General features: G+C 61.0%; 18 protein-coding genes and 1 pseudogene. 2 read left to right on the top strand and 17 right to left on the bottom strand.

Annotated features, from left to right (window positions below):
- Nucleotides 1-4: 4 nt before the first annotated feature.
- The 13 genes and pseudogenes from ACWUKX_RS03230 to ACWUKX_RS03170 form a co-directional block, all read right to left on the bottom strand.
- Nucleotides 5-496 carry a F0F1 ATP synthase subunit B gene (locus ACWUKX_RS03230; RefSeq protein ID WP_456003771.1) on the bottom strand — a complete coding sequence of 164 codons (492 nt, stop codon included), beginning with the start codon at nt 494-496 and terminating at the stop codon, nt 5-7.
- A 10-nt stretch (nt 497-506) separates the two neighbouring features.
- Entirely contained in the window at nt 507-1,106 is a 600-nt protein-coding gene (locus tag ACWUKX_RS03225; RefSeq protein ID WP_456003767.1) for a F0F1 ATP synthase subunit B, read from the bottom strand.
- A gap of 76 nt (nt 1,107-1,182) precedes the next feature.
- Nucleotides 1,183-1,407, bottom strand: a complete 225-nt coding sequence (locus ACWUKX_RS03220) for a F0F1 ATP synthase subunit C (RefSeq protein ID WP_023799397.1) — start codon at nt 1,405-1,407, stop codon at nt 1,183-1,185.
- 78 nt (nt 1,408-1,485) lie between these two features.
- Complete coding sequence (locus tag ACWUKX_RS03215) at nt 1,486-2,244, bottom strand: F0F1 ATP synthase subunit A (protein WP_127314361.1); 759 nt, start codon at nt 2,242-2,244, stop codon at nt 1,486-1,488.
- 71 nt (nt 2,245-2,315) lie between these two features.
- A complete protein-coding gene (locus ACWUKX_RS03210; protein WP_456003764.1) occupies nt 2,316-2,714 on the bottom strand; it encodes an AtpZ/AtpI family protein in 399 nt (132 codons plus the stop codon).
- A 242-nt stretch (nt 2,715-2,956) separates the two neighbouring features.
- Nucleotides 2,957-4,141 (bottom strand): cell wall hydrolase, encoded by a 1,185-nt coding sequence (locus tag ACWUKX_RS03205; RefSeq protein WP_456003761.1) that lies wholly within the window; start codon nt 4,139-4,141, stop codon nt 2,957-2,959.
- 279 nt (nt 4,142-4,420) lie between these two features.
- Nucleotides 4,421-4,670: pseudogene (locus tag ACWUKX_RS03200) on the bottom strand (ribosome biogenesis GTPase Der); the annotation flags it as partial.
- Nucleotides 4,671-4,672: 2 nt separating this feature from the next.
- Nucleotides 4,673-5,563, bottom strand: a complete 891-nt coding sequence (locus tag ACWUKX_RS03195) for an SDR family NAD(P)-dependent oxidoreductase (protein ID WP_456003758.1) — start codon at nt 5,561-5,563, stop codon at nt 4,673-4,675.
- Entirely contained in the window at nt 5,560-6,339 is a 780-nt protein-coding gene (locus ACWUKX_RS03190; protein WP_456003755.1) for a hypothetical protein, read from the bottom strand. Before ACWUKX_RS03190 ends, ACWUKX_RS03195 begins: the two co-directional genes overlap by 4 nt.
- 10 nt (nt 6,340-6,349) lie before the next feature.
- The gene (locus tag ACWUKX_RS03185) at nt 6,350-6,937 is read right to left on the bottom strand and encodes a protein-S-isoprenylcysteine O-methyltransferase (protein ID WP_456004097.1); all 588 of its coding nucleotides are present in this window, start codon (nt 6,935-6,937) and stop codon (nt 6,350-6,352) included.
- 159 nt (nt 6,938-7,096) lie between these two features.
- Nucleotides 7,097-7,681: a hypothetical protein gene (locus ACWUKX_RS03180; protein WP_456004095.1), complete on the bottom strand. Its 585-nt coding sequence runs from the start codon at nt 7,679-7,681 to the stop codon at nt 7,097-7,099.
- 142 nt (nt 7,682-7,823) lie between these two features.
- The gene (locus ACWUKX_RS03175; protein ID WP_084831507.1) at nt 7,824-7,961 is read right to left on the bottom strand and encodes an ABC transporter; all 138 of its coding nucleotides are present in this window, start codon (nt 7,959-7,961) and stop codon (nt 7,824-7,826) included.
- A gap of 201 nt (nt 7,962-8,162) precedes the next feature.
- Nucleotides 8,163-8,759: a L,D-transpeptidase gene (locus ACWUKX_RS03170; RefSeq protein ID WP_456003752.1), complete on the bottom strand. Its 597-nt coding sequence runs from the start codon at nt 8,757-8,759 to the stop codon at nt 8,163-8,165.
- 189 nt (nt 8,760-8,948) lie between these two features.
- Between ACWUKX_RS03170 and ACWUKX_RS03165 the strand changes: the two genes are divergently transcribed.
- Nucleotides 8,949-9,704 carry an SDR family NAD(P)-dependent oxidoreductase gene (locus ACWUKX_RS03165; RefSeq protein ID WP_456003749.1) on the top strand — a complete coding sequence of 252 codons (756 nt, stop codon included), beginning with the start codon at nt 8,949-8,951 and terminating at the stop codon, nt 9,702-9,704.
- Between the two features lie 61 nt (nt 9,705-9,765).
- Here the strand turns inward: ACWUKX_RS03165 and der are convergent, their stop codons facing one another.
- Both der and ACWUKX_RS03155 read right to left on the bottom strand, forming a co-directional pair.
- The gene (gene der, locus ACWUKX_RS03160) at nt 9,766-11,199 is read right to left on the bottom strand and encodes a ribosome biogenesis GTPase Der (RefSeq protein WP_456003746.1); all 1,434 of its coding nucleotides are present in this window, start codon (nt 11,197-11,199) and stop codon (nt 9,766-9,768) included.
- 65 nt (nt 11,200-11,264) lie between these two features.
- Nucleotides 11,265-11,930 carry a tetratricopeptide repeat protein gene (locus tag ACWUKX_RS03155; RefSeq protein WP_455839072.1) on the bottom strand — a complete coding sequence of 222 codons (666 nt, stop codon included), beginning with the start codon at nt 11,928-11,930 and terminating at the stop codon, nt 11,265-11,267.
- Between the two features lie 206 nt (nt 11,931-12,136).
- Here ACWUKX_RS03155 and ACWUKX_RS03150 point away from each other — a divergent pair, with 206 nt between their 5' ends.
- Nucleotides 12,137-13,132 carry a polysaccharide deacetylase family protein gene (locus ACWUKX_RS03150; protein ID WP_456003743.1) on the top strand — a complete coding sequence of 332 codons (996 nt, stop codon included), beginning with the start codon at nt 12,137-12,139 and terminating at the stop codon, nt 13,130-13,132.
- Nucleotides 13,133-13,160: 28 nt separating this feature from the next.
- On the opposite strand, the gene sbmA is transcribed toward ACWUKX_RS03150, so the two are convergent.
- Nucleotides 13,161-14,435, bottom strand: coding sequence for a peptide antibiotic transporter SbmA (sbmA, locus tag ACWUKX_RS03145; RefSeq protein ID WP_456003741.1), 1,275 nt, complete (start codon nt 14,433-14,435; stop codon nt 13,161-13,163).
- A gap of 122 nt (nt 14,436-14,557) precedes the next feature.
- Complete coding sequence (locus ACWUKX_RS03140; RefSeq protein WP_456004092.1) at nt 14,558-15,673, bottom strand: YbfB/YjiJ family MFS transporter; 1,116 nt, start codon at nt 15,671-15,673, stop codon at nt 14,558-14,560.
- Between the last annotated feature and the right edge of the window lie 106 nt (nt 15,674-15,779).

The following is a 15,779-nucleotide window of genomic DNA, read 5'->3' as shown; positions in this document are numbered from 1 at the left end:
TCGCTTAATTCAGCTTGGACTTCACGTCCTGAAGCGAGGCCTTGAACAGGTCGGCGCCGGCCTTTGCGTCAATCTTGCCGGCGAGCAGCGTGCGGGCGGCTTCGACGGCGATATCGACGGCGCTGGCGCGCACCTCGCTGATCGCCTCGCGCTCGGCCTGACCGATCTTCTGTTCGGCAAGCGCGGTGCGCCGGGCGACATAGTCCTCGGTCTTCTTGTGCGCCTCGGCAGCCAGCATGTCGGCCTCGCGCTTGGCGGCGGCGACGATGTCGGCGGCCTCCTGCTCGGCTTCCTTGCGCTTGCGCTGGTATTGACCGAGCAATTGCTGGGCCTCCTCGCGCAGCCGGCGCGCTTCTTCAAGCTCGTTGCTGATCTTGTCGGCGCGGGCGTCGAGCGCCTTGGCGATCAGCCTCGGCACCTTGATGTAGACGGCAATGGCCAGGAAAATGCCGAGGGCAACGGTGGCCCAAAGCGTCGCGAGTGATGTGGCGTCCATGATGCGCTCCTCACCGGGCCACGGATTTGACGGCTGCCGCGATCTCGGCCTTGCTGGCCTTGCCCCCGACAAGCGCCTCGACGATGGCCGAAGCAGTGTCCTCGGCGATCGTGCCGACTTCCTTCATGGCATTGGCCTTGATGGACGAAATGCGAGCCTCGGCTTCGCCAAGCTTCTGGTCAAGCGCTGCCTCGACCTTCTTGCGGGCGGCTTCGGCTTCCGCCTTGGCGGAATCGTTGGCCTGCTGGCCGATCGCATTGGCCTTGGTCTTGGCCTCCGCCAGCTCCTGCTCATAAGCGGCAACGGCGGCATCGGCCTCGCCCTTCAGCCTGGCGGCATGATCGAGATCTTGGGTGATGCGATCGTTGCGGACATCGATGATGCCGCCGACACGCGGCATCACCACCTTCTTCAGAAAGAGGTAGAACAGCCCGAAGGTGATCGCCAGCCACAGAAGCTGCGACGGGAATGTCGCCGGATCGAATGGCGGGAACACGCCGTGGGCCTCGGCAGGCACGCCGGTCCCGGAATGCGTATCGCCTTCCGTGCCGGTATGGCCGCCTTCGACGGCGGGCGCGGACTCTTGCGCAAAGGCAGATGTCACGAACATGGACTATCCCCTGATATCAGGCCTGCCGCCGATTGCGGCCGGCCCGTCCAATTCCCAATCTTAGCCGAACAGGGGCTCAGCCGAACAGGGCCAGAAGCGCGATGAGAAGGGAGAAGATGCCCAGCGCTTCAGTCACGGCGAAGCCGAAGATCAGGCGGCCGAACTGGCCATCGGCGGCCGACGGGTTACGCAGCGCGCCCGCCAGATAGCTGCCGAAGATGTTGCCGAGGCCAATACCGGCGCCACCCATGCCGAGGCATGCGATGCCGGCGCCGATGAACTTTGCTGCTTCTGCTTCCATTTGTTCAACTCCTTTGGATCTAAAATTCCGTTGCAATTCCATCCGGCAGCAATGCCGGAAACTCTTGGCCAGCCTGGGTCAGTGCCCGGGATGCAGGGCGTCGTTCAGATACATGCAGGTCAGCACGGCAAAGACGTAGGCCTGCAGGAAGGCGACCAGCAATTCCAGCGCCGTCAGCGCCACGGCCATCGCCAGCGGCAGGACCGATCCGGCAATGCCGAGCGTGCCAAGCGCGCTCAAGCTCACCACGAAGCCCGAGAACACCTTCAGCGTAATGTGGCCGGCCAGCATATTGGCAAACAGACGAACCGAGAGGCTGACCGGGCGCGAGACGAAGGAAATCACCTCGATCAGCACCACCAGCGGCAGCAGATAAACCGGCACGCCATGAGGGACGAACAGTTTCAGGAAACCGAGGCCGTGCTTCATGAAGCCGTAGACGACGACGGTTCCGATCACCAGCGCGGCAAGGCCGAAAGTGACGATGATGTGGCTGGTGACGGTGAAGAAATACGGAAAAAGACCGAGCAGATTGGCAACGAGCACGAACATGAACAGCGAAAACACCAAGGGGAAAAACTTCATGCCTTGCGTTCCGGCCGCGTCCCTCAGCATGTTGCCGACGAATTCGTAGGCCATTTCCGAGACCGACTGAAGACGGGTGGGGACGAGGCTGCGGCTCGAGGTGGTGAGATAGAGGAACGCCGATGCGACGGCGACGGTCGCGACCATGAAGAGCGCTGAATTGGTGAAGGACAGGTCGTAGCCGCCGATCTCGATCGGAATCAGCTTGTTGATATGGAACTGGTGGATCGGATCGACCTTGTCAGCAGCCACTTTAAATCCCCATCAAAGCCGCACGCGGCTTTAGTGTCCTGTTCACTGCGCCGGCAAGCGGCGCCTCAAGTTCATTCTTTCGGATCGCGGGTTTTGTCGCCCTGTCCGAATTCCGCCATAAGTCCCGCGGAGCGCAGGACATTGAGAACGCCGGCGCCAAAACCCAGCAGCAAAAAAACGATCAGACCCCATGGCGAGGTCCCCGCCACACGGTCGATGATCCAGCCGAGACCAGCGCCAACCACTATCCCGGCGATGAACTCGCTGGATAGCTTGAGCGCCTGGCCATATCCGGCCGCACTGCCCGCTTTCGCGTCGTCTTTCCCCTCGAGCCGGCCCGGCCGCCTTGTCGCAAGCGATGCTTCAAGGTTACGCCGGCGGCGCTCAAGATCGTCGTCGCGGTTGTCGGCTTGACGCTGTTTGCCGCGGCCGGTTTCTCCGGTTCCGTCTGGCCCGTTCTTGTCGGCCATCGCAACCCCCTTGCCCGGTCAGATCGTCACCGTCCGTCCGCTCTTAAGTCGCCGGCAACATAGTTAGAGGGTCCGCGCCCGTCAAGCCACGGGCGGGACTTCGGCCTTAAGTATTTTCCCTATTTAAATCAATCGCTTGCCAGGGTGCGACATCGTGCCCGCTACCGTCGTTGGCGTGCCGCGACCGAATCCCTCCGGCAACGGGTCTTCGATCGGCCGCACCCAGGGCCTTGCCGGAGCGCTCAGCTCCAGCCGCCGCCATAGGTGCGGTAAAAGATATGCAGGCCGATCTTGGTCATTTTTTTCATCGTTCGCGCCCAACCCGGGTTGACGTAGTTGGCGTAGTAATGGGTCGACGATCCGACTTCCGGGATGAAGATCTTGCCGGCAGTGACCGCCATGGCGATATCCTGGGCGGTCTTGTAGTGGGAGGGGCTCTGGATGCGCTTCTTCCTGCCGTCGCAAGCGAAGGAAAACTGGCAACGGTTGAACCATTTGTCGTTCTGATAGACGACGCCGCAGATCGAGTTCGGATAGGCCGGATTGCGAACGCGATTGAGGATGACCTGGGCGACGGCGGCTTGGCCGCGCACGGATTCACCGCGCGCCTCGAAATAGATGCCGTTGGCGAGGCAAGTCTGTTCCGGCTTGGAGAAGACGCTCGCCGGCAGCGGAGTTTGCATCCACGAATGATCGCCCTTGGCCACCGGCGGAATGAAACGGCCATCGTTCGGCTTCTCGTCCTTAAGCAAGGCCTCGAAGGGCGAAGCCTGCGCATAGTCGGGCGCGGCCGCTGCGTAGGCGGTCGCCAGGACGTCGGCGCGGTCGTTGTTGACCAGTGCGGCCAGCATGGCCGGCACCCCAGGATCCGGCTTCTTGTCGACGCGCCTATGAAACGCGGCGGCAATCTGGATTTCCTTGCCTTTGATCTCGGGCTTGGCGAAAGCCATCTTCAGGCCGCTGTCCATGCTCGGGCGAAGCAGCGAGGAGGTGCGCTCGAAAATCGAGCCGGCGTTGAAGTTCTTCGGCGGCGCGACCGGCGAGACGATGATGATGCGGCCCTTCTTGTCGGCGCGCATGATGCGGTCCTCGTCGGGCGTCGTGCTGACCACGCTGCTCTTGCCGCGAAACGACACGGCGCCGACGCCGGGCAACCGCACGCCGGAACCGGAGATCGAGCCGGTGGTGTCGGAATCGAGGAAAGGCATTTCGGCGGCATGGACCGAGCCGGCGACGGATTTCTCGACATAGGCGTTCCAGCGGGCATTTGGCGCCTTGAGGCCCGAAATCAGGCTCGTCATGTCCTGATAGGCAATGACATTGGGAAAGCCGACCCAGATGCCAAGTCCAATGACCAGTGGAGACAGAAAGGAACGTTTTTTCTCACCGGCGACAGCGACAAGCCGCTTCAGAACACGTCGATGCACGGGACTCTCCAGAAACGCAACTGACCCCACTGGAGAGGCACAATGATGCATTAACCTTGATGGGGCGTTAACAGGTTGGATCGTGTTTTCCCTGTCGATCCCCCTGTCGATCTGAAGGCAGGCGCTTTTGCGGCCATGTTCGGGCCGAAGAAAGATCGGCCAGGCGATCAGCGCGCAATAAGCTGCAGCCAGCCAGACGCCGGTCACGACGAGATGACGACAAGCCCGAAAATGCGAGGCATGAAAGCTGAAGAACGTGGCTTGAGGACGAGACAGCGCTCAGCGGCGTTTTTTCGCCTTACCGGCGAACGGATTTTCCGAGGTGCGCAAGGCGATGCGGATCGGCACACCTGGCATGTCGAAGGCTTCGCGCAGGCTGTTCGAGAGATAGCGGACATAAGATTGCGGCATCGCGTCCGGCCGTGAGCAGGACACGACGAAGCCTGGCGGGCGAGTCTTGGCCTGCGTGACATATTTTGATGTTCAGCCGGCGCCCCGCCACTGCGGGCGGCGGATGATGCGCCAGGATGGTCAGGGGATAATTCCTCGAGGCCCGCGGCGTAGCTGGATCTGGCGGGTACCGCAGCATTTCTTGAACTTCATATCTGAACCGCAAGGACATGGATCATTGCCGCCGCGTTGCAGCCGGCCAACCAGGGGCAGCATCGCTGCGGAAGGCAGGAGCGCCGCCGCAAGGGCGGCCAACTTGGCCGAGATTCCCGGTACGACGAGGCGACGGCCGGATTTGAACCCTCGCCAGGCACGCTCGGCCACATACTCCGGATCCACCTTGGGCAAGATGTTGAAGAGCACCGTCTGATAGGCGCCTGACCTTGCGAGAAACTCCGTCGACACCGGGCCCGGTGCCACGCATGTGACCGTCACGCCGGTTCGGCGCAACTCCTGATGAAGCGCCTCTGAGAAGAAGCGCACGAAACCTTTGCTAGCGAAGTACAGAGCCATATAAGGCCCGGGAATGAACCCGGCGACAGAACTGAGATTGAGCACCCCACCCCGTCGGCGCGCCACCATTCCCGGCAGAAAATGGAGGGTCAGTTCTGTGAGGGAATGTATGTTGAGATCGATGATGCCGAGTTGACCATCAATAGGCAGGGCCGTCGCCGCGCCCCGCAGGCCATAGCCGGCGCTGTTGACCAGGACATCACAGACCAGGCCGTGTGCGGACAGAAAGTCCTCTAGGCGCGTTGGCGCATCGCCTGCCACGAGATCCAACTCGAGCGTGAATGCCTCGCCACCCCCCTCCCGAACCTCAGCCGCCGCGGCGGCCAAACCCTCGGGCGAGCGGGCAACCAGCACAACCGCACCGCGCTCCCGTGCAGCGACGCTCGCAATTGCCCGGCCAATTCCACCCGAGCCGCCAATCACGACGACGGCTGGCCGGAATTCATTGTGCGAAATCATGTCGCGTTCCTCTGTCTTGCAGGAGCAGCAACACTTTGACCGAGCAGCATCACTTCATTGGCGACAGTGCCGTTCAGAATCTTTTCGAATCTCTCCAGTGCTCGTGCGACGTTCGCTCCATCCATGACCCGGTGATCGTAGTGGATGCGGACAGTCACCGATCCGTCTTTTTCGATCGGACCGTAGTTTAGAAGCGTGGTCAATGGTGTCAGCGGGTTGAGTGATTCCGCACCGAGACCAGAATAGACGGACAGTTGGAAGGTACCGAAGTAATTTGCCCTTTGCCGGCCGATGTTCAACCCTAGCCACATAAGCAGCCACCGGACTGGCGCGGGCGCACCTGCCATCCGCAAGGCACGCCGGAACTCCGGAACCTCGAGGATCGGCCGTGATCGAGCCGCGTGGATGGATTCCTCAAGTTGCGTGATAGAGTAGCGCTCCGGGCACTTGACGCGGCTCAGCAGAACGGCCGGCTCGCCATCATATTCGCGCTCGTGGGCAATCGAGGCTACGCTTGCCGGATACTCGTAAAGCTGCGGCCAGGGCAACTTGACATAGGCGCGCCGCAGCTCCGGCATCTCCAGGGCGAGAAGCGCATATCCCTTCAGGAAGATCGCGGTCCATGAGGGCCTGGTCTGCTGCGCCATTCTAGCCCTTACGAGTGGGCCGAGGTTCATCTGACGCTGCACCGCGACCCGTGGCACGCCGATCGAAAACCTCATCAGATCGCCAACAAGGCGCCGGGGCGCCGAAAGCTTGAGGGCTCGGCCTCGCATCAAAAGACCTCTAGTAAAGATAAGGGACTATTCGCTTGGTCTTTTCCATATAGGCACGGTATTGCGAGCCGAAATTCTCCAGCATCATACGCTCTTCCTTATCCACTCTCAGCAGGAAAAGCACTGCGAAACCGATCAAACCGGATATGCCCGCAACCCAGTTCGGCAGCAGAAAGGCCTGGCCGAGCCCCATAAGCAGGAACGAGGTGTACATCGGGTGACGGACCAAGGCATATGGCCCGGCGCTGACCAGTTCATGCCGTTCGCGAATCTCGAGCGTAATCGACCAGTTACGGCCAAGTTCCTTGTGGGATAGACGAAAAATCCACAGCGCAGAGCAGAAGATGATGGTTCCGAGCGCCACGGACCACGCGCTGGCCGGATGGTCAGCAGCCGCGGGGATGCCGGTGGCGACATAGAAGCCAGGCAGAATCGCGAGGCCAAGGAGAGCCGATGCAAGCCCGACAGTGTCGGAACTTGAGCGGCCGCCAGCTACAATTCGAACGCGCCTTGCCCGGCGCTCGAAGGGATACCGGATCACGTACCAAGCAACGATGCCGATCACCCATATGATCTCGCCAAGTGAGGCTACAGCAATGCTCACTTCAGGTCACCGGAGCCTTTTCTTGATCTGGGACCACGGCAAGCCGTCGCAACGATGTCACCGTCCGAATTGTCGACCGATAGACATTCAGAGCGCGTTCCTTTCGGACTTAACCGGGCAATGAGACGCGAAAGCGGTTTTGCCAGTCGCATTTCAACCCCCGTTCATCTCCCGAAGCTTGGTTATGAATTGTTGCGGCCGCAGCCAGGTACCGGGGGTCTTATACCCCATGGATCTGGCGATGTCCGCTACGAATGCGTTGCAGTTGTAGAGCGAGGCGTGCCAAAGCGGAGAACTGGCCTGCAACTTTCGTATGCTCGCGACGACTTTCCTGTATTCGGCTTCGGTAAGTAAAACGCGCCAGCTTGCCGACCGGTAGGCATCTTCCAGGTCGCCGTCCGTCCACCCGGTCGAGGCTGGCACGGGCGCCAAATGGCCGAGAACATAGACATTGGGATCATCGGACTTCGGAGCGAGCCCCGCGACTTCGGGGTTGACCATCCGTCCCGCCTGGTTCAATCGTCCAAAAATCACGTAGGAATGGCCGTAGGTAAGGGCGTATCGGGATCGGAACTCGATGAAATGCCGTTGGGCCGCGCGCGCCGGCATCGCCGCGGTTGTAAGTGCCCGATCATTGGACACAAAAGTCGGCTGGGGCTTGTTGTCCTGCGACTGACATGACGCGGCGACAAGCGCGAGCAGGGCCACAATTGTTGAACGGCCACTCACAAGCGTCATCTCATCCATAACTCCGAGGACCGCAGATCTAGTGCCAGCCTATGCCAGCCAACCGCAGGTAGGCTGCGACTCCGGCCTTGGCCTCTGCATATCGATGGGGAAGGGCCTGGCGGCCCTTCCCCAAATCTCCGAAAGCCGGTGCTTATTTAATCACGGGCTCTTCTACGGCAGCGGGTTCCGGCGGAGGAGCCTTCCCCTTTCCTTTACCGATCACGTTCGCGCAGCCGCTCAGGCTGGTAACGGCGAGGGTGGCAACCATTACAATCAACATTCTGTTCATCAAGCAATCCTTTCCCCGGGGGCGGAACAGCCAATAGAATCGCCACAAATAAAAAATTATATGCAGCCCCGCCAAGTTAGCTGCGATCTACACCAACGCCTAGTGCAGAAATGACACAGTCGGCGTCCGGTTGCAGGCGACAGCTTTGCGGTGACGTGCCGGCAGAGCGCACCATCCAACGGAGATGAGGCCCGCCCACCATCAAACAACCACCACCGTCGTGCCCAAAGGAGTACGGTCGTAGAGGTCAATGATGTCGTCATTGAGCAAACGGATGCAACCGTTCGATACCGCTGTGCCTATCGTCCATGGCTCGTTTGTACCATGTATCCGGAAGTGCGTGTCGCGCCCGTTGCGATAGAGATAAAGGGCACGCGCACCAAGCGGGTTGTTTGGTCCGCCAGGGACCCCCCCTGCATACTTCACCAAGCGCGGCTTGCGCCTCATCATGTTGGTGGTGGGTGTCCACGACGGCCAGTCCGCCTTGCGGGCGACGGTCGCTGTACCCTTGAACGAAAGTCCCTGCTCGCCGACGCCGACGCCGTAGCGCGTCGCCCACCCGTCGGTCTCGACGGCATAGAGAAAACGTTGCGAAGTATCGACGACGATCGTTCCAGGCGGCTCGTTTCCGTCGTACCGCACATGCTGCCGTCGGAATCGAGGACTGAGGCCACTTCTTGGTCCGAACGCGGATGAAATCGGCTCCGTCACCTGTCGAAACGTCGACGTACATCCGGAGACGATCAGAGCCAGAGTACCCAGCACGAGCCCCCGGCGCGCAATGTGGTGTTCTTCCATTTCTACCTGCTAGGAAACTGGTCGATCTACCGCCCCCCTCGTCTCTACCATTCCAAGGCCTGCGGGCCAAGTCTCGCTGTGTGGTGGCAAAATGAATTCACAGGATTGACAAGCGAATTGGATCGAAACTTCTTGCGATAATCGTCTGCCTCTGTTCGGTTATGTCACAATGGGCATAGGACAGAGACGATGAAGCCTGACTTCCATGGTAAAGTCGCGATTGTGACCGGCGCAGGCTCCGGAATAGGAGCGGCTGTTTCACGGCAACTCGCGCAAGAAGGAGCCGAGGTTGTTGTCGCCGACCTTGATGCCGAGGCCGCGCGCTGCAGAGCCGCCGAAATAAGCTTGCAAGGAGGCAGGGCCCACGACTTTGCGGTCGATGTCACGGATGCGGCTGCCGTCGAAAAGCTGATCGAGTTCACTGTCCAGAAATGCGGCGGACTGGATATGGCGGTAAACAATGCAGGCATCGACGGCGTTCGAAAAGCGACGGCAGACTATCCGCTCGACAACTGGCACCAGCTGATAAACGTCAATCTAAATGGCGTTTTCTACAGCATGAAGTACGAAATCGCCGCCATGCTGGATCGAGGCGGAGGCGCCATCGTGAACATGTCCTCGATTCTCGGTTCCGTCGGCTTGCCGACTGCGTCTGCATACACGGCAGCGAAACACGGGGTCGTTGGACTCACCAAGGTTGCGGCGATTGAATATGCGAGGATGGGCATCCGCATCAATGTCGTCGGCCCCGGCTGGATCGAAACGCCCCTTCTATCGGAGCAAGTGGAGGCATTAGCCACGCGGCGCATGGCAGCCCTTCAACCGATGGGCAGACGCGGCAAACCGGAAGAGGTAGCGGCTCTTGTGTGCTTCCTCTTGTCCGATCAGGCCAGCTTTATCACTGGGAGCTACCATCTGGTGGACGGAGCCTACACCGCCCATTAAAGCGCCGCTGCGAGCCGCCTGCGAAGCGTAGCCTGATGCTGGCGCCCAGAAGACGCAGCGCTCAGCGGCGTTTTTTCGCCTTGGTGGCGAACGGATTTTCCGAGGTGCGCAAGGCGATGCGGATCGGCACGCCTGGCATGTCGAAGGCTTCGCGCAGACTGTTCGAGAGATAGCGGACATAGGATTGCGGCATCGCGTCCGGCCGTGAGCAGGACACGACGAAGCCCGGCGGGCGCGTCTTGGCCTGGGTGACATATTTGATCTTCAGCCGGCGGCCTGCCACGGCGGGTGGCGGATGATGCGCCAGGATGCCTTCCAGCCAGCGGTTGAGCTTGCCGGTCGAGACGCGGCTGTTCCACACTCTGTGCGTTCTGATGACGGCATCCATCAGCTTGTCGAGGCCGCGCCCGGTCTCGGCCGAGACCGGCACCGCCTGCATGCCGCGCGCCTGCGGCAACAGCCGCTCGGTCTTCTCGCGCAGTTCCGCCAGGAGTTCCTGGGGATGGTCGATCATATCCCATTTGTTGAAGGCGATCACCGGTGCGCGGCCCTCGCGGATGATCAGGTCGGCGATCTGCAGATCCTGCTTCTCGAAGGGAATGGTGGCGTCGAGCACGATGATGACGATCTCGGCAAAGCGGATGGCGCGCAAGCCGTCCTGCACCGACATCACTTCCAGCTTTTCGTGGATCCTGGCCTTGCGGCGCATGCCGGCGGTGTCGAACAGTTTGAGGCGGCGGCCATGCCAGTCCCAGTCGACGGAGATGGAATCGCGGGTGATGCCGGCTTCCGGCCCGGTCAAGAGCCGCTCCTCGCCAATCAATGCGTTAATCAGCGTCGACTTGCCGGCATTCGGGCGACCGACGACGGCGATGCGCATCGGCTTGGTTTCGTCATAGCTCGGCTCGGCATCCGGATCGGTGATGTCCTCGCCGATCAGCACCTCGCTAGCAGCGGTCTCCTCGTCCGCAACCTCTTCTTCTTCGCCGAAGGCGCGCGCCTCGCCCAGTGCGGCGATCACCGCATCGCGCAAATCGGGCAGGCCCTGGCCGTGTTCGGCCGAGACCGGGATCGGCTCGCCAAGGCCGAGTTCCCACGCCTCCAGCATGCCGCCCTGGGCGCCGCGCGCCTCGGCCTTGTTGGCGACGACGACAACCGGCTTGCCGGACTTGCGAACGATTTCGGCGAAGGTCTTGTCGTCAGGCATCAGCCCGGACTTGGCATCGATCGTGAAAAAGATCAGGTCGGCTTCGCGGATGGCGATCTCGGTCTGGGCGCGCATGCGGCCCGGCAGCGTCGAAGCAGCAGCATCCTCGAAGCCGGCAGTATCGATGACGTCGAAATGCAGATCGTAGAGCTTGGCGGCATGGACGCGACGGTCACGGGTGACGCCTGGCGTGTCGTCGACAAGCGCCAGCTTCCTTCCCACCAGCCGATTGAAAAGGGTCGATTTGCCGACGTTAGGCCGGCCGATGATGGCGACTTTGAACGTCATGCGCCCCTACATCTGCCATGCATGTCGTCGTCCCAAAACCGCTACACACTTTTGGGTGACATGCATTACGACACGCCGCCCGACCCACGGATCAGCTCGGACATCAACGTCGCCCGCTCGCGCGCGTTGCGCGGGGCGCTGTCATCCGAGGCGATCTGGTCGAACAGTTTCAGTGCGTCCGTCGCCTTGCCTTCCTTCCAGGCGGCAAGGCCGAGCGCTTCGCGCGCCGTGTGGCGCAGCGGGTTGGTATCGGCTGTGAGCGCTTCGACGCGGCTCGAGACATCGGCGAACGAACCGTGGTCGACGAGCAGCAATGCTGCCCTGAGGCGCGCCATGTCGCGAAGGCCGGCGGGGATGTCCGTGTCGGCGGCGACCTCGTCGAAGTCCTTGACGGCGGCGGCGGCATCGCCCTTATCCGCCTTGACAGTTGCCGCGCGCATGCGGGCGAGCAACGGATAGGCGCCGTAGCCATCCTTCTCCAGCTCAGCGAGGGCTGCCAGCGCTTCGTCGCTCTTGCCCTCATTGGCAAGCTTCAGCGCCTGCGAGAAGGCGTCGCCCGAGCGATTGGCGCGGGTCTCGTCCCAATAGCGATAGCCGACAAAGGCGGCGGTGCCAACCACCACCAGTATCGCGAGCGCAAGCAAGGCAGGGCCAAAACGGTCCCATAGTGCATGCGCCTGATCGCGACGCATCTCTTCGTTGACTTCGCGGATAAAACTGTCGTCCGACATGGATCAAAACCATTCCTGCCCCTGAAGGGGGTACATGAGCCCCGCGTTTTAGCGAAATTTTGTCGGCATGGAAGGGGTTCGACCGGAAAATCGGCTAGTCGCCGGACAGGCGATGTAAAGGACGACTGAAAAGGGCGACCGCACCCGCGCCACATTTCGCCGATAGCTGGTGCTCGAACCCTCCTCACAATCCAGATCAGAGATCGATGCCTCGTTTGTCCCGCGTTGTTGCGTTCTCGATCGTGTCGCTTGCTGCGGCGGACGCTGCTGTCGCCGATCCGCCAGCGCCGGTAAAGCCGAAGCAGGCCGTCATCATCTCGTTCGACAGCGCCCGCGATATTTCGCAATGGAAGCGTAGCCGCGCGCTGGCCGCACGCACCGGCGCCCATTTCACCTATTTCGTGTCCTGCGTCTTCTTGCTCTCGCCGGAGACGCGCAAGGAATACACGGCGCCCGGCAAGACATCAGGCAAATCCAATATCGGCTTCGCCGCCTCGAAACAGGAAGTCGCTGACCGGCTCGAGCAGATAGACCTCGCCGTCTCGGAAGGTCATGACATCGGCAGCCACGCTTGCGGCCATTTCGACGGCAAGGACTGGAGCAAGGCCGACTGGCTGAGCGAGTTCGGTTCGTTCAAGCGCATTCTCGAAAACGCCTATTCGATCAACGGCATTGCGCCAGAACCCGCAGGCTGGCGCAAGATCGCGCGTAAGGCGGTCGGCTTTCGCGCGCCTTATCTGTCGGCGAACAAGGCGCTCTACGAGGCGCTGCCAAAGGCGGGCTATCTGTTCGACGCGAGCGGTGTGGCGCGCGGCCCCGCCCGACCGCGTACCGTGAGCGGCATCACGCGCTTTTCGCTGCCGCAAATTCCGGAAGGTCCCGACACAAGGCGGGTGATCGCGATGGATTACAATCTCTATGTCAGGCATTCCGGCGGCTTCGAGCGGCCGAGCAAGGCCGACGAATTCGCCAAACGGACCTATGACGCCTTTCACGCCGCCTTCGACGCCCAATACCAGGGAAAACGCATTCCGCTGGAACTCGGCTTCCACTTCACGCTGATGAATGACGGCGCCTACTGGAATGCGCTGGAGCGCTTCGCCGGCGAGGTCTGCACAAAGCCCGATGTCGAGTGCATCAGCTATCGCGACTTTATTTCACGGCGACGTGACAGCGAAAAGCGGGTGTCGGTGGGCGGCTGAACCGGAAGCGCTCGCCGCCCGCTACTCCTCAACTTACCGGCTGATCTTCAGGGCGCAAGCCGGCTCGCTCTCGCTCCAAATAGTCCTGGTCGATTTCCGGTAGCGGCGCCCCTTCAAGCGTCGCCTCGAACGCGCGCAGGCGCTTGTAGATGGATATCAGCTCGACGATGGTCGGCCAGGAATTCACGAGATATTGGAACGAACTGGCGACTTGGGAAAACGCGGTGACAATTTGCTGAAAAATCCCAAAGGTTATCTTACCAATAGCTAAGGTCGGAACAAGAATGAGGGTAGCAAAAACGTTGTCAACTTGGAGATATAGATAGCGAACCATGTCGAAGTAGACATAATGAGCGTATAACGTGAAGTAGTTCTTCCGAACATTTCTGAAAAGCTCAGCCAGCGTTGGTGGCTGAGCTCGTGCCGTATCGTCCTCACCAAGGACAAGCTCCTTGCGCAGAGCGGCTTCAACACGCTGATTACGAAATTCCAGCCCGGGTAGCTTGATGCCGACCACGGCTAGCAAGCTGGTGCCGAACAGCGACCAAGCGATCGCCGCGATGACCAGCGGATAAGGGATTGCTCCAACTATGGGGAGAGTTTGAACGTGAACGGAAAGAGATGCCAGCAAGGGTAGGAACGCGATTAGGGTCATAACCGAATCGATGAAGTTAACACCCAGCCCCTGCATCGTGCCGGAGAACCGCATCGTGTCGTCCTGAACGCGCTGCGACGCCCCTTCGATATGGCGCAGCCTCGGCCAATAAGCGGTAAAGTAATCGTTCATCGCCGTGCGCCAGCGGAAGACATAATGCCTGACGAAGAAAACATTCAGAACGGCAATGCTCATATAAACCAGAGCCAAAGACAGGAACTGCCACACTCCGTAGTAAAGCTCGGCCGGCGTAACGGATCCAGGCGTGGTAAGCGCCTTCTGCACCATGTCGTAAAACATGCCACGCCAATCATTTAGCGCCACGCTTATCTGCACAATGAAATTGGTGACGAAAATGACCAGGCCGGAGCCAAGGATCGACCAGTTTTGCCAAGGATGTGGGGCATACACCGCCCAGAAAAGATAAAATAAGGCGATACCCGCGAAAAAGTACCCGTAAAACCAGAGGAATGACGGCACCAGGAATCTCAATGGGCTTATGATAGGCGCCTGCGGATCGACCGGCGGCATGCCAAGCATCGTGCCAAGGTGTTCGCCGCCCAAGAACCACAGGATGACGAGCAGAAGGCTCCATGCGACGGCCGAAATGAAGAACAGCTTCGGCTGCGGGAAGAAGGATACGAACACGGTGGGGAAATCCTCGGTCGATGCGCAAATCAGCGGCGTTGCTGTTCAGCGGGCATAAGGTCACACATCGATCGGAATGAAAATGGCCGGTGCGCGGTGCCCGGCCCCGAGCAAGACCACAATCATGGCGATTTTGGCGCAGCCGACCAGGTGATCGCGCCTGAGACAAGCAGGACGGCGGCGGCCATGATCGATGCGAGGAAGAAGTCGCCCGAGGCTTGCGCAAGCAGCCCGGCAACGATCGGACCGATGATCTGACCGAGGCCGAACGAGGCCGTCATCAACGCTAGGACCCGGCGTGGCGCTTGCGGGGCCAACTGCCTTCCGGTCTGCAGGCCGAGCGCGGTGATGGCGATGAAGGTCCCGCCAAGCAGAAACCCGCCGAGCAGCGGCCCAATGTGTCCGCCGACGGCGACGCTCGCGGTGACGCCGACCACCTCGACGAGGCACCCGAAGGCATAAGCCTGGTAGAGCCCGAGCTTTCCGGCGATCTTCTGCCAAAGCCAGACCGAGGGTATCCCGGCAAGGCCGGTGACCATCCAGACCATGGCTTCGAAGACGCGGCTTCCGCCGCCCTGCCGGACGATGGCGACCAGAAAGGTCGCCGTCACGATATAGCCGAAGCCGAACAGCCCATAGGCGACAATGATCTTCACCAGCGACCGATCCTTCGGCAGCGCCGGTTCGCGACCATCGGCGCCGTTGGCGGTCGCAGTGCTGCCGACCAGCAGTGCCACGAGGGCAAAAGCGCCGGCTGAGATCACGGCGGACCAGAACCAGCCCGCCGGCCAACCGGCTTGTGCGGTGACGAGGATTGCCATCAGCGCCGAGGACGCCGCTATGCCGAGACCGACGCCGCCGAAATGCAGCGCCTGCAGGTCGTTTCGGCCGGCCGCGGCCAGATGGCCGAAAACGATGCTGGACATGAACACCAAGACAAAAGCGCTAGCCAGACCGGCAAGAAACCGGATGACGAGAAAAGCCGCCATCGTTTCGGCCAGACCCATCAGCCCGGTGAGGACTGCGGTGGCGGCAAGACCAGCCAGCATCAGCAGGCGCTCACGACCGTGCACCCAGCCGCCGACGGCCGCAAGTGCACCAATGAGATAGCCGAGATAGTTGGCGGATGCGATCCAGCCGGCATCCGCCGGCGACAGGCCTAGTTGCTCCATCATGCCGGGCAGGATCGGCGTGTAGACGAAGCGTCCGATGCCCATGGCAACGGCCAGGGCAATCATGCCGGCGAAGGCGAGACGCAAAGGGGATGGCAAGGCGGCTTTCATTGCAGTGCACAATAGGTGCACGAGCCTGTCAAACAATCCGCTTGTGTTGGGCCAGGACGGC

This window comes from Mesorhizobium sp. f-mel (assembly GCF_053850215.1).
This window is presented reverse-complemented; position numbering and strand designations above follow the sequence as displayed.

Bases quoted from the DNA above. Each gene is read 5' to 3' on its own strand.
- ACWUKX_RS03230 (WP_456003771.1), bottom strand. From the start codon at position 496: ATGGACGCCACATCACTCGCGACGCTTTGGGCCACCGTTGCCCTCGGC.
- ACWUKX_RS03225 (WP_456003767.1), bottom strand. From the start codon at position 1,106: ATGTTCGTGACATCTGCCTTTGCGCAAGAGTCCGCGCCCGCCGTCGAA.
- ACWUKX_RS03220 (WP_023799397.1), bottom strand. From the start codon at position 1,407: ATGGAAGCAGAAGCAGCAAAGTTCATCGGCGCCGGCATCGCATGCCTC.
- ACWUKX_RS03210 (WP_456003764.1), bottom strand. From the start codon at position 2,714: ATGGCCGACAAGAACGGGCCAGACGGAACCGGAGAAACCGGCCGCGGC.
- ACWUKX_RS03195 (WP_456003758.1), bottom strand. From the start codon at position 5,563: ATGATTTCGCACAATGAATTCCGGCCAGCCGTCGTCGTGATTGGCGGC.
- ACWUKX_RS03190 (WP_456003755.1), bottom strand. From the start codon at position 6,339: ATGCGAGGCCGAGCCCTCAAGCTTTCGGCGCCCCGGCGCCTTGTTGGC.
- ACWUKX_RS03180 (WP_456004095.1), bottom strand. From the start codon at position 7,681: ATGACGCTTGTGAGTGGCCGTTCAACAATTGTGGCCCTGCTCGCGCTT.
- ACWUKX_RS03175 (WP_084831507.1), bottom strand. From the start codon at position 7,961: ATGAACAGAATGTTGATTGTAATGGTTGCCACCCTCGCCGTTACCAGC.
- ACWUKX_RS03170 (WP_456003752.1), bottom strand. From the start codon at position 8,759: ATGGAAGAACACCACATTGCGCGCCGGGGGCTCGTGCTGGGTACTCTG.
- ACWUKX_RS03165 (WP_456003749.1), top strand. From the start codon at position 8,949: ATGAAGCCTGACTTCCATGGTAAAGTCGCGATTGTGACCGGCGCAGGC.
- der (WP_456003746.1), bottom strand. From the start codon at position 11,199: ATGACGTTCAAAGTCGCCATCATCGGCCGGCCTAACGTCGGCAAATCG.
- ACWUKX_RS03155 (WP_455839072.1), bottom strand. From the start codon at position 11,930: ATGTCGGACGACAGTTTTATCCGCGAAGTCAACGAAGAGATGCGTCGC.
- ACWUKX_RS03150 (WP_456003743.1), top strand. From the start codon at position 12,137: ATGCCTCGTTTGTCCCGCGTTGTTGCGTTCTCGATCGTGTCGCTTGCT.
- ACWUKX_RS03140 (WP_456004092.1), bottom strand. From the start codon at position 15,673: ATGATTGCCCTGGCCGTTGCCATGGGCATCGGACGCTTCGTCTACACG.